The organism is Nocardia mikamii NBRC 108933 (genome assembly GCF_001613505.1).
Classification (GTDB): domain Bacteria; phylum Actinomycetota; class Actinomycetes; order Mycobacteriales; family Mycobacteriaceae; genus Nocardia; species Nocardia mikamii.
Genome location: NZ_BDCM01000014.1, coordinates 170,954 through 183,232, shown reverse-complemented (window position 1 = coordinate 183,232; position 12,279 = coordinate 170,954). Strand labels below are relative to the sequence as shown.

Here is a 12,279-nt window from a genome sequence, read left to right as displayed (position 1 = left end):
TTCGGGTCCAGCGGCGTGTTTTCCGGACATCGACCCGTACCGGAGACCGGGTTCCGTCCCCGGCTGTGGGCCGTCCCCACATTTCTGTACTGGACTTTTGCCGGTCGAATTACCTCGCTCCCCGCGGATAGCTTTTGTCAATGTTTGGAATCCGTCTTCGGCGAAAAGGTGTGTGCCGACCTGTCGTCGACTTCACTGAAATACCCCGTAGCCCGTCCGATGCGCGCCCGGCGCGCCGACGAAAGAATGTGTGATGCGAAAAAAGAGTCGGTCGATTTCCGGATCGATCGCGGCAATAATGACGTTGGTAGCGCTGGTCACAGCCTGTTCGTCCGGCGGTTCCGGCGCGGATCAGGAATCCGCCACGCCGGTTTCCGGCGGTACGCTGACCTACGCCTCCTATCGCGACGCGACGTGCATGGATCCGCATGTCAGTCCGGGCGACATCGTCGGCGAACTGCAGCGCAACGTATTCGACTCGCTCGTCGCGCAGAAATCCGACGGCACCTTCGCTCCGTGGCTGGCGAGCGCGTGGAAGATTTCCGCCGACGGTAAAGAATATGTGTTCACACTGCGCCCGGATGTGAAATTCTTCGACGGCACCCCATTCGATGCCGCAGCGGTGAAGGCCAACTTCGAACACATTCTCGCGCCGGCCACGAAATCGCAGTACGCGGCGAGTCTGCTCGGGCCCTACGCCGGCACGGACATCATCGACGACCACACCGTGCGAGTCCGGTTCACCCAGCCGTATTCGCCGTTCCTGCAGGCGGCCAGCACCGCCTACCTGGGGTTCTACTCACCGAAGGTGCTGGCCGAACATCCGGACGAGTTGTGCGGAGGCGGCCGCTACGCGGTGGGGAGCGGACCGTTCCGGGAGGTGAGCGTGACCCACGGCCAGGGCATCGAATTCGAACGGAATCCGGACTACACCTGGCCGCCGGCGACCGCGCGGCACACCGGTCCGGCGTATCTGGACAAGTTGTCGGTCCGGTATCTCACCGAGGACGCGGTGCGCACGGGCGCGCTGCGGGGTGGGCAGGTCGACGTGATCGCGGGTACGCCGCCGGCGGATTATCAAGCGCTGCAGCAGGATCCGGCGTACCGGATCGTTCGCGGTGATGCGCCGGGGGCGCCGTACACGTTCTTCTTCAATCAGTCGAAGGAGCCGTTCTCCGATATCCGGGCGCGGCAGGCGGTGTGCGCGGCGATCGATATCGACGGCATCGTCGACAGCATCTATCTGGGCGTCTACCCGCGTGCGTACGGACCGCTGTCCGCCTCGACTCCCGGCTACGACGCCTCGGTGGAGAAGCGACCGGGGTACGACGTGGCGAAGGCCAACCGCCTGCTCGACGAACTGGGCTACACCGGGCGCGACGCCCAGGGCTATCGCACCAAGGACGGTCACCGGTTCGGCCTGGTGCTGCCCTACGCCTCGAATCTGGTGCGCGAGTCCCGGGATCTCGTCACCCAGGCGGTGCAGCAGGATCTGAAGAAGGTCGGCATCGAATTGCGGCTCGCCCCGGTCGATTACGGGACCTACACCACGATCGTCGGCGGCAACGGCTACGACCTGGTCGGCGCCAGCTGGGGCCGATCCGATGCGGATGTGCTCGCCACGCTGTACCAGTCGGACCGCTCGGTTGCCAAGGGCGGCGCCAACAACGGAAAGGTCGCCGACCCGCAACTGGACGCGCTGCTGCAGCAGGGCCGTGCCACCGCCGATCCCGCGCAGCGTGGCGCCGTCTACAAGCAAGCGCAGCAGTTGATCCTCGACAAGGCGTACGCCCTGCCGATCTACGTCTTCACCGGTGTCTACACCGCTGCCGCCCGTGTGCACGGCTTCGGACTGGATGCCAACGGCTGGAGCAACTTCTACGACACCTGGGTGGATCACTCGTGACCGGGCAGGTGGTTCGCATCCTCGTACACCGGATCTGGACCGGTGCGCTGGTATTACTGGGCGCGGTCACGCTGACCTTCTTCGCGCTGCGGCTGGCGCCGGGAAACCCGGTAGACACCCTGCTGGGCGCCCAGACCAGCGCGTCGCCGCGCGTCCGAGCGCAGATCGCCGCCGATCTGGGACTGGACCAGCCGGTGTGGCGGCAGTATCTGCACACCGTGGTGCGTCCGCTCACCGGCGATCTCGGCCGTTCCTATCAGCTGCAAGAGGATGTGAAAAGGCTGCTGCTGAGCCAACTTCGGCCCACCGCGGAGCTGGCGCTGTGCGCCCTGGTACCCGCCGTCCTGGTGGCCGTGGTGGCGGCGACCTCGACGGCCGGCCGGGGGCGGTTCGTGCGTGCGGCGGTCTCCGGCGCGGAACTGCTCGCGGTATCACTGCCACCGTTCTGGCTGGGACTGCTGCTGATCACGGCATTCGCCTTCCGTCTGCACATCTTCCCGGTCGCCGGTGCCCACGGCACGGCGAGTCTGGTGCTGCCGGCGCTGAGCCTGGCGGTACCGATGGCGGGCGAATTGGGGCAGGTGCTGCGCGCGAATCTGGACCGGACCCTGGAACAACCGTTCGTCGCGACACTGCGGGCGCGCGGACTGTCCGAGCCCGGCCTGCGCGTGCGCCACGCGCTGCGCCACGGATCGCTGGCCACGGTCACCATGACCAGCTGGATGCTCGGCACGCTGTTCAGCGGGACCGTGCTGGTGGAGACGCTGTTCGCGCGGCCCGGCATCGGCCGGATCACCGTGAACGCGGTGACCACCAAGGACTTTCCGGTGGTGAGCGCGGTGGTGTTGCTGGCCGCGGTGCTGTTCGTGGTGATCAATCTGGTGGTGGATCTGCTGTATCTGGTCCTCGATCCGCGGCTTCGTGCGCCCCGCGCGCGTCCGGTGCGCACGCAGGCCGCGGCGTCGGCGAGCGTCGCCGGTGCGGGCGCGGTCGTGGCCGATGCCGAACCCGTCGCAAAGGGGACGCCGTGAGCAGCTGGTCCGAAGCCCTGAAGGGTAGTCCCGGGGCTCGACTGCGTTCGGTGCCGTGGCCGGTATGGATCGCCGCCCTCGTCTTCGCCTTCCTGGTCGTCGCCGCGCTGGTGCCGGATCTGGTGACCGGAGTGGACCCCACCGCGATGGCCCGCCGCCAGACCCTGCGGCCGCCGAGCGGAGAGCACCTGTTCGGCACCGATCAACTCGGCCGCGACGTCTTCGCCAGAACCGTGCACGCCACGCGGATTTCGCTGGGCATCGGGGTGGCGGCGACGGCGATCGGATTCGGCCTGGGCGCGGTGATCGGACTGCTCGCCTCGGGCCCGTCGCGGTGGCTGGACGCGGTGCTGATGCGGCTGACCGACACCATGCTGGCCTTTCCCGGGATGCTGCTGGCGCTCGTGGTGATCGCGGTATCCGGGCCGGGAGCGCGCAATTCGGCCATCGCCATCGGGCTGGCCACCATTCCGTACTACGCCCGGCTGGTTCGGTCGCAGGCGCTCGAGGTGCGCCACAGCGGATATGTGGAGGCCGCGCGCACCCTGGGGCAGAGCAGACGGCGGATCGCGCTGCGTCACGTCCTGCCCAATGCGTTGACGACGCTGGTGGTGCTGGCGACACTCGGCGTGGGCACCGCGATCGTGGCGGGTGCGGGCCTGAGTTTTCTCGGACTGGGCGTGATACCGCCGACGCCCGAATGGGGCTCGATGCTGTCGGAGGGACGCAATCTCGTCGGCCGGGCCTGGTGGATCGGGGTGTTCCCAGGATTGTTCGTGGTCGCCTCGGTCGTATCGATCACGGTGCTGAGCCGGTACTGGCAGCGCCTGGCGGAAGGAAGGACCGCGCGATGACGGCACTCGAATTCGAGGATCTCACCGTCTCTTTCGGCGAGACCGAAGTCGTCCACGGCATCTCGCTGCGGGTGCGGGCGGGGGAATGCGTGGCCGTGGTGGGTGAATCCGGTTCCGGCAAAAGCGTTTCCGCACGGGCGTTGATCGGGCTCACTCAGCGCGACGGCCGCGTGCGGGCGGCACGGCTGCGCATCGGCGACCACGACGCGCGCGGGTGGTCGCAGCGGCGCTGGCGGACCGTGCGGGGCAGCACCGTCGGCTATGTCACCCAGAACGCGCTGGCGTCGTTGGATCCGTTGCGGCGGGTCGGGCAGGAGCTGGGCGAGGCATTGCGGGTGCACCGCAGCGTCCCCGCGGCCTCGAATCCCGATCGTGCGCTGGAGCTGCTGCGGCGGGTGGGAGTACCCGATCCGGTCAACCGGTTGCGGCAGTATCCGCACGAGCTTTCGGGGGGTCTGCGCCAGCGGGTCCTGATAGCGAGTGCCCTTGCGGCGCAACCACAGTTCCTCATCGCCGACGAACCGACCACCGCCTTGGACGCCACCGTCCAGCGTCAGATCCTCACGCTGCTGCGCGACATTCGCGATGCCGGCACCGGTGTGCTGCTGATCAGCCATGACCTGGCGGTGGTCGCGGAGGTGGCGGATCGGATCGTCCTGATGCGCGACGGCCGGATCGTCGAGGAGGGCGCGACGGCCGAAGTACTCGGCCGTCCCGAACACGAGTACACCGAACTGCTGCTGGCCGCGGTGCCCTCGGCGCATACCCGGGGCGCGCGGCTCTCGCCGGTCGAATTCGATCTCGCCGCGCAGTTGCCCGCCCGGGCGGCGGTGACGACGACGGAACCGCTCGTGCGACTGGCGGGCGCGCACCGCCGTTTCGGTAAGCCCGACGGCGGGGTCACCGTCGCGCTGGACGGGGTCGATTCGGTGGTCGCGCCCGGCCGGGTGGTCGGTGTGGTGGGCGAATCGGGTTCGGGCAAGAGCACTTTCGCGCGGGTGCTGCTGGGGCTCGAGCGGCTCGACTCCGGTTCCCTGACGGTTGCTCCCGGCACCAGTGTCCAGGCGGTGTTCCAGGATGCGCTCGGATCGTTCGATCCGCGGTTCACGGTGCGCCGGGTCCTGGCCGAGGCCCTGGAGGCGGGACGGGTGCCGCGCGCCGCCCGCGACGGCCACGCCCGTCGGCTCCTGGCCGCGGTGGGATTGTCCGAGACGGTGCTGCCTCGTCGTCCGTTGGAACTGTCCGGTGGTCAGCAGCAGCGGGTCGCGATCGCGCGGGCACTGGCTCCCGGGCCGGACGTGATCGTCTGCGACGAGCCGGTGTCGGCGCTGGATGTGTCGGTGCAGGCCCAGATCCTGGATCTGCTGCTGCGGGTGCGGGCGGAACTCGGTGTGGCACTGGTGTTCATCTCCCACGACCTCGGTGTCGTCCACCACGTCAGCGACGAGATTCTGGTCATGCGGTCGGGGCGCGTGGTCGAGTCCGGCCCGGCCGGCGAACTGTTCGCCGACCCGCGTGACCCGTACACGCGCGAACTGCTCGCCGCGGTGCCGACGCTCCCGGCTGCGCGAGACCGAGCCGCGCGGTTCGAAAGCCGTTGAGGGCCGGGCGATCCCGGGCTGGGGACGGGGGCGTGGATCCGGGCCACGGCCCGAAGACGCGGCCCCGGCGCGCCAGCACACTGGGGGCACCGTCGCGAAAGGAGATCGTCTGTGTGTGCTCCGGAACTGATCGACAGTGTGGCGTCGCCGTGCGGCCTGGTCGCCGCCCCGCCCCGTCCGGCTCGCCGTGGATTCTTGAAGACGCTGGCCACGGGTCTGGTGGTCGGTGCGGCCGGGGCTGTCGCGACGGGTGCGCCGCCGGTGCAGGCGGCGTCCGGGCGTGGTCGCGGATTCGGCCGGGTCGTCGATCTGACCCACACCGTGACCCCGGACTTTCCGGTGTGGACACAGGTGAGCAAACCGCCGCAGTTGATTCCGGTGTCCCGGATGGCGCAGAACCGATACAACGGCGACGAGATCGTCACCTACGAACATGTCGGCACCCACGTCGACGCACCCCTGCATTTCAGCGACACGGGTTTGTCGGTGGACCGGATTCCGGCCGACCAGCTGGTGGCGCCGCTGGCGGTGCTGCGGATCGCCGATCGGGCGGCGCGGGATCCGTCCGCCGCGGTGACCGTGGCCGACATCCGCACCTGGGAGGCCTCGCACGGTCCGTTGCCCGACGGCGCCTTCGTGGCGATGGATTCGGGGTGGTCGCACCGCATTTCGGTACCCGGGGCCTATCTCAACTACGACGAGCGGCGCAATCTCTATCGCTGGCCGGGATTCAGTGCCGAGGCCGCTGATTTCCTGATCCGGCAACGCCGGGTGGTCGGTATCGGTGTCGATTCCACGGGTCTGGACCGGGGTAGCGACCATGCGGTTCCGGTTCATCGCAGCTGGTTGCCGGCGGGGCGTTACGGCGTCGAATCGCTCGCCGACCTGGATCAGGTGCCCGACGCGGGCGCGACGCTGATCGTGGGTGCGCCCAAGCACGGCGGCGGAACAGGTGGGCCCGCACGGGTTTTCGCGCTGTTCTGATCGGCCCGCGCAGGTACTGGACATTTCTTCATGATTTCGACGACAATCGAAATGTGACCGATGATCTGATGAACTGGGACGGAGTGGTCGCGGTGAGCGACGCCGGGGAGTGGCGGCAGCCATGGCGGTTGCCTCCGGACCGCCTGGCAGCCGCGTTCTCTCCGGAACTGGCCGAACACGCGGCCGTGGCGACGGGGGTGCGGCTGGGACTGGTGACCGATGCGGCCGAGGTGACGCTGCCCGTGCACTCCACCCCGATCTGGCAGCCTCGGCCCCGGTTCGTCGACGTCTTCGTCGACGGGCGGCTCACCCAGCGCGTCCGGGTGGGCTCGGGTGCCGAGCAGGTGGTTGCGACGTTGCCCGGCACGCGTTCTCGGGTAGAGCTGTGGTTGCCGCACCGCGGGGCCGTGACGCGGGTCGGAGCCCTGTCGGTACCGGCGGGCGCGACCGTGGAACCGTGGGAATCCGACGGTCCGCAGTGGATCACCTACGGCAGCTCCATCACCCAATGCCTGATCACCGAGACGCCCAGCGACACCTGGCCGGCCCGGATCGCGCGAACCCACGGCTGGCGCATGCTGAATCTGGGTTTCGCCGCCCAGGCCTATCTGGACCCGTTCGTCGCACGCGCCATCGCGGCCCGGCCCGCGGACCTGATCTCGGTGGAACTGGGGCCGAACCTCTACATCCGCGGACCGTTCACCGCCCGGTCCCTGGGCGGGCTCGCGGCCGGATTCCTGGAGACGATCCGCGCGGCGCATCCGGATGTTCCGGTGGTCGCGTTCTCGCCGCCGGTATGGGTGGAGCGCGAGCACGAACCGAATTCACACGGCCTCACGCTGCGCGACGTCCGGGCGCTGGTCGAGGACGTGGTCGCGGTCCTGCAGCGGCTGGGCGACGACAATCTGCATCTCGTCTCCGGCGCGGAACTGTTCGGGGCCGGCGATGCCGCGCTCACCGTCGACGGCCTGCATCCGGATGCCGCGGGCGACGCGCTGATCGCCGAGCGCTTCGGCGGGCTGCTCGCCGCGACGCTTGCGACCGCAGTACCGGTCCGGTGCTGACGCGGACCGGACCGAGGGCGGGCCGGCGAACCGGTCCGTTGCCCGAAGACGACCGGATCACCCTTTTCGACACTTGATGGGCCGTCGTTTCCTTCGCCCGTCAGGAGGGTGCTCCGTGACCGACACATCGCAACCGACCAAGGTTCCCCGCCTGCCGACATTGACCGGAATGCGTTTCGCCGCAGCACTTCTCGTGTTCTGCACGCACGTCTCGCTGGAGGGGTTCTTCGCCGATGCCGGCGCCGCCGACACCGCCTCGTTCCTGGTGAAACGGGCGGGGTGGACCGGTGTCGGATTCTTCTTCGTGCTCAGCGGTTTCGTGCTGGCGTGGTCGGCGCGTCCCGGCGACACCACGGTGGGCTTCTGGCGTCGCCGGGCGGTGAAGATCTACCCCAATCACCTGCTCACCTGGGCGATCGCGTTCGCGCTGCTGCTGTGGACGGGAAAGACGGTCACCGCGGGGGTGGCGATTCCCAATCTGCTGCTCGTGCACACCTGGCTGCCGATCGTGCAGAACTTCGCCAGTATGAACACCGTCGCCTGGTCGCTGTGCTGTGAGGCGTTCTTCTATCTACTGTTCCCCTGGCTGCTGGCCGCGGTGAACCGGATCCGGGCCGAACGGCTCTGGGCAGTGACGATCGCGGTGATCGCCGTCATCGTCGTGCTCCCGCTGATCGCGCGATTGCTGCCCGACCGGCCGCGGGTGCCGTTCGCACCGGACGTGCCGGTGTACCAGTTCTGGTTCGTCTACTTGTTCCCGCCCGTGCGCACCCTGGACTTCCTGCTCGGCATCCTGCTGGCGAAGCTGCTGCTGTCGGGCCGGCGCGCGCCGCTGTCCCTCGCCCCGGCGACCGGGCTGGCGGTGCTGGGATATGTGGGTCTGTTGTACGCGCCGTACCTGTTCGCGCTCGACGCGGTGACCATCGTGCCGATCGCGCTGCTGATCCTGGCGGGCGCGCGCGCCGATGTGCGGGGCACACCGTCGCTGTGGCGAGCGCGTTTCGTGGTGTGGCTGGGCGATATCTCGTTCGCGTTCTACATGATTCACGAATTGGTCCTGCACTATCGGGTCCGGCTGTTCGGTATCCAGGCGGCCTGGTCCACTCCGGTCGCGCTCGCGGTCGTGCTGGGGCTGCTGGTGGTCGATGTCGTGCTCGCCTGGGGCCTGTACTCGGCGGTGGAATCGCCGATCGTGCGCCGGTGGAGTCGTCCGCGCCGGCGCCGGTCGTCGCTGCCCGCCGTATCGACCGCGACGCTGACCTCACTCGCCGGGGTGGCGGCGGACACCGCGAGGCCGGCGGACGCATCCGGTGCCGAGGGTGTCGCGGCCGCGCCGCCGATCGCGGTGGTCGATTCGCCTGCGGCGGTGTCGGATTCGCCTGCGGCGGACGGGGTGCAGCGATGAGGGCGATGATCGTCACGGCGGTGGTCCTGGCGTGGACGGTGGCGGTGACCCTGTGCACCGCGCCGTCCGCACGCGCCGGCGAGGTCGGAACACGCTGCGCCGGAACCAGTACGGTCACCTACACGCCCGGCCTCACCGCCACCGCGCGGCCGACGACCATCGTCACCGACGCGACCCTGTCGTGCGCCTCGAGCGATCCGTCGATCACCGGCGGCACCACCCACGCCGGCGGCCGGGCGGAGATCGGCTGCGGCCCGGCGGCGGGAGTCGGCACTTCCCGCATAGATTGGAACAACGGACGCCACAGCACCTTTCGCTTCCGCACGGTCTTCGCCGACCGACCGGCCGGGCAGACGGTGATCGTCGTGTCCGGCACGGTCGTCGACGGCGAATTCCTCGGCGATCAGGTGGACGGCGCCGGGATCTATTTGACGCCCGATCTGGCCGGATGTGCCACCGCGACCGGTGTGACCAGCACGACCGGGCCGCTGGTGCGGACGTTCAGGAAGCCGTGATGCCCTCGTGCACATTGCGCAGAATAGAGCTCAGCACTCCGGGGAAGCGGGTCTCGACCTCGTCGTAGCGCAGTTCGTTGCGGCGGTAGCTGCCCTCCTGGATCACGCGCAGCAGACCCGCCATCCGCAGCACCTTCAGATGATGCGACAGCGTGGACATGCTCACCGGGACATCGAATCCGCCGCAGGTGATCGCCTCGCGCTGCATCAGTTTGCAGACGATGTCCAGGCGCACCGGATCGGCGAGGGCCTGCAGCAGAGTGGGCAGGGCGACCGAGTCGACGGAGGGGTGTTCGAGCGCGCGCACTGTGCGAGTCTACCGGCGTCGCGGACGGCGCAGCCGCGCTCACCAGGTGTCCCAGTGCGCGACGTTGTCCAGATCGGTGCGCGCCGCCGGGCGGAACGAGGTGCCGATGGTGTACGCCACCGGAATCAGCGCGGTCTGGAGTACCGATTCGTACGGAATGCCCAGCAATTCGGCCGCCTCGCGCTCGTACTGCAGATGCGGCGTGGTCCACACGGTGCCGAGGCCGCGTTCCCGGGCGGCCAGCATGAAACTCCAGGTGGCCGGCAGGATCGAGCCGAAACTGTTGGCCAGGTCGACGGCTCCGGGACGGGTGCGCCGCACGATGTGCACGCACGGCACCAGCAGAACCGGCACCTGGTGCAGATACCGGAACAGATGATGCCCGCTGTCGTGACCGCGCTGGATCTGGGCCGGGTCGTCGCGCCAGTCGATGCCGTCCTCGGGGACCACCTCGGTCGGCGCCATCAGTCCCTTGCGGTACAGATTCGCCAGTGCCGCACGCTTTTCCGGGTCGGTGACCACCACGAACGCCCAGCGTTGCCGATTGCGCCCGGTGGGCGCCTGAGTGGCCAGGTGCAGGCACTCCTCGAGCACCTCGCGTTCGACCGGCCGGGTCAGGTCGAGTCGTTTGCGCACCGCCCGGGTGGTGGTGAGCAGTTCGTCGGTGGTGAGATTCAGCCTGGTCACCATTACGCCGCCACCGCCTCGGCCACCGCGCGCTCACGCACGAGCAACACCACGATCGGGAAAACCAGCAGGCACGAGATCGCGCAGACGACGCCGAGCCAGACGAAACTGTGCGTGCCCGACAACACCGCGACCGATGCCGAGGTGCCGATCGTCGAACCCGCGTACAGCGCGGAAGAATTCAAGCCCAGAGCGGTTCCGCGCGCACCGGGACTGAGTTCGCTCACCAGCGTGGTGATCGAGGACGCTCCGATGTTGAACGCCAGCACCCACAGCGCGGCGATCACGACGGGCGGAACGAGGGCGCCGCTGAGACTCGAGAAGGTGACCAGCGCGACCGCGACCGACACACCGGCCGCGGCGATGACCGCACGCTTGCCGTATCGGTCGGTGAGCCGCCCGCCGAGGAAGTTGCCCAGCACACCGACCGCGCTGATGACCAGCAGGACCAGGCCGATCGCGGTGGTGGACAGATCGAAGGCGGTATGGAAATAGACCCCGATATTGGCCCACATGCCCTGGTTGCCCGCCGTCCAGAAGAACGTCGACAGCAGCACGAAGATCACCGTCGGATTACTGAACGCGGCCCGGAACTTGCCCACATAGGCGCGCAGCGGACTCACGTCGGAGTCGGCGGCCGCCGGCGGCAGCTGCGGCAGCGACAGCGGTACCGCCACCAGTGCGACCACCGCCAGGGCGGCGATCACCCAGAAGGTCACCCGCCAGCTCAACGCGTCGGCGGCGAAGGAGCCCAGCGGTACGCCGATCAGCGAGGAGCCGGTGAGCGCGCCCATGATGATGCCGATCGCACGACCGCGGCGTTCGGGCGCGACGACGTCGGCGACGGCGGCGAAGATGCTCGGCACCATCATCGCGGCGCCGAGACCGGCGACACCGCGAAAGACGAGCAGCACGGCGAAATTCGAGAACACGCCGGTCAGGGCCGTGCCCAGGGAGAAGGCGACCAGGCCGGTGAGGATCACATTGCGCCGGCCCCAGCGGTCGGAGACCGGGCCGAACAGGGGGCCGGTCACCGCGTAGACCAGTGCGTAGGTGGTCACCAGCAGTCCGGCGGAGTCGATCGACGCGCCGGTGGAGCGGGTGATGGTGGGGGCGAGGGGCGCGACGACCAGCGCGTCGAGGCCGACGAGCGCCGCGCAGACGGAACCGACGATCAGCAGCCGGCGCGTGGCGCGATCCGGATCCTCGGTGACGGGTGGGGTCGGTGAAACCATGCGTGTACACCTACTTCGGGGGATTGTAAGAGACTTCGAAAACAATCGAAATGTGGTTCACATGGTGACACAGGCCCGTAGGGGCGTCAACGGTTGTGAGAACGCGCGCCTGGGCGGTGAGGATAGATCCAGAACCTCCGGCGGAGCTGTCTTCGGCTGCCGCGGAACGATTTTCGCGGTCTAGGCGCGAACGGGGCGCGGGGCGACCGCGACGACGGTCCGCAACAGGCCCGGGAAGCGGGCGTCCAGATCGTCCGCGCGCAGCGACACCATCCGCCGCGTGCCGTCGACTCGGGTCACCGTGAGTCCCGCCTCGCGCAGCACCTTCAGATGGTGGGACAGAGTCGATTTCGACATCTCGACCGTCAGCTCGCTGCACGACATCTCGTCGGTGCGGTCGGCCAGATCGCAGACGATGCGCAACCGTGCCGGATCGCTGAGTGCATGGAAGACCGCGGTCAATTCGATGTCCTCGCGCGCCGGCTGATTAACGACTCGAGCCACCACGACCGCCTTCCACTCACCTCTGCTATTTCGATGATAGTCGAACGAGGTGGGGTCCCGGTCCGCGGCCCCGGAGGCCGGGCCGGGCCCCGGACCGGTACCGCGGCCGGCGATCCGTGCCTGCGGCCGAAGACGCGCACATCCCTGCTCGGACAGACTGAGCCGAGCCGCCCGAGGGTGCACAGA

General features: G+C 68.8%; 12 protein-coding genes. 8 read left to right on the top strand and 4 right to left on the bottom strand.

Annotation, left to right across the window (positions count from 1 at the left end):
- The first annotated feature begins 298 nt into the window (after nucleotides 1-298).
- The 8 genes from NMI01S_RS22385 (at nucleotide 299) to NMI01S_RS22350 (ending at nucleotide 9,360) form a co-directional block, all read left to right on the top strand.
- Nucleotides 299-1,906 carry an ABC transporter substrate-binding protein gene (locus NMI01S_RS22385; RefSeq protein ID WP_063000229.1) on the top strand — a complete coding sequence of 536 codons (1,608 nt, stop codon included), beginning with the start codon at nucleotides 299-301 and terminating at the stop codon, nucleotides 1,904-1,906.
- A complete protein-coding gene (locus NMI01S_RS22380) occupies nucleotides 1,903-2,937 on the top strand; it encodes an ABC transporter permease (protein ID WP_063920817.1) in 1,035 nt (344 codons plus the stop codon). The genes NMI01S_RS22385 and NMI01S_RS22380 overlap by 4 nt, the downstream gene beginning before the upstream one ends.
- Nucleotides 2,934-3,791 carry an ABC transporter permease gene (locus tag NMI01S_RS22375; protein ID WP_063000227.1) on the top strand — a complete coding sequence of 286 codons (858 nt, stop codon included), beginning with the start codon at nucleotides 2,934-2,936 and terminating at the stop codon, nucleotides 3,789-3,791. Before NMI01S_RS22380 ends, NMI01S_RS22375 begins: the two co-directional genes overlap by 4 nt.
- On the top strand, nucleotides 3,788-5,392 hold the full coding sequence (locus NMI01S_RS22370; RefSeq protein ID WP_063000225.1) for an ATP-binding cassette domain-containing protein: 1,605 nt from the start codon (nucleotides 3,788-3,790) through the stop codon (nucleotides 5,390-5,392). Before NMI01S_RS22375 ends, NMI01S_RS22370 begins: the two co-directional genes overlap by 4 nt.
- A gap of 111 nt (nucleotides 5,393-5,503) precedes the next feature.
- On the top strand, nucleotides 5,504-6,376 hold the full coding sequence (locus tag NMI01S_RS22365) for a cyclase family protein (protein ID WP_063000223.1): 873 nt from the start codon (nucleotides 5,504-5,506) through the stop codon (nucleotides 6,374-6,376).
- Between the two features lie 53 nt (nucleotides 6,377-6,429).
- Nucleotides 6,430-7,440: an SGNH/GDSL hydrolase family protein gene (locus NMI01S_RS22360; protein WP_063000221.1), complete on the top strand. Its 1,011-nt coding sequence runs from the start codon at nucleotides 6,430-6,432 to the stop codon at nucleotides 7,438-7,440.
- Nucleotides 7,441-7,555: 115 nt separating this feature from the next.
- Nucleotides 7,556-8,845, top strand: coding sequence for an acyltransferase family protein (locus tag NMI01S_RS22355; protein ID WP_063920816.1), 1,290 nt, complete (start codon nucleotides 7,556-7,558; stop codon nucleotides 8,843-8,845).
- On the top strand, nucleotides 8,842-9,360 hold the full coding sequence (locus tag NMI01S_RS22350; protein ID WP_157126309.1) for a hypothetical protein: 519 nt from the start codon (nucleotides 8,842-8,844) through the stop codon (nucleotides 9,358-9,360). Before NMI01S_RS22355 ends, NMI01S_RS22350 begins: the two co-directional genes overlap by 4 nt.
- On the opposite strand, the gene NMI01S_RS22345 is transcribed toward NMI01S_RS22350, so the two are convergent.
- The 4 genes from NMI01S_RS22345 to NMI01S_RS36015 all read right to left on the bottom strand — a co-directional run bounded on the left by NMI01S_RS22345 (nucleotide 9,347) and on the right by NMI01S_RS36015 (nucleotide 12,093).
- Nucleotides 9,347-9,667, bottom strand: a complete 321-nt coding sequence (locus NMI01S_RS22345) for an ArsR/SmtB family transcription factor (RefSeq protein WP_039779771.1) — start codon at nucleotides 9,665-9,667, stop codon at nucleotides 9,347-9,349. The two genes, NMI01S_RS22350 and NMI01S_RS22345, sit on opposite strands and share 14 nt — an antisense overlap.
- Before the next feature lie 39 nt (nucleotides 9,668-9,706).
- Nucleotides 9,707-10,354: a nitroreductase family protein gene (locus tag NMI01S_RS22340; protein ID WP_439955960.1), complete on the bottom strand. Its 648-nt coding sequence runs from the start codon at nucleotides 10,352-10,354 to the stop codon at nucleotides 9,707-9,709.
- A 2-nt stretch (nucleotides 10,355-10,356) separates the two neighbouring features.
- On the bottom strand, nucleotides 10,357-11,589 hold the full coding sequence (locus NMI01S_RS22335; protein WP_063000214.1) for an MFS transporter: 1,233 nt from the start codon (nucleotides 11,587-11,589) through the stop codon (nucleotides 10,357-10,359).
- 180 nt (nucleotides 11,590-11,769) lie between these two features.
- Entirely contained in the window at nucleotides 11,770-12,093 is a 324-nt protein-coding gene (locus tag NMI01S_RS36015; protein ID WP_232329432.1) for an ArsR/SmtB family transcription factor, read from the bottom strand.
- Nucleotides 12,094-12,279 lie beyond the last annotated feature (186 nt).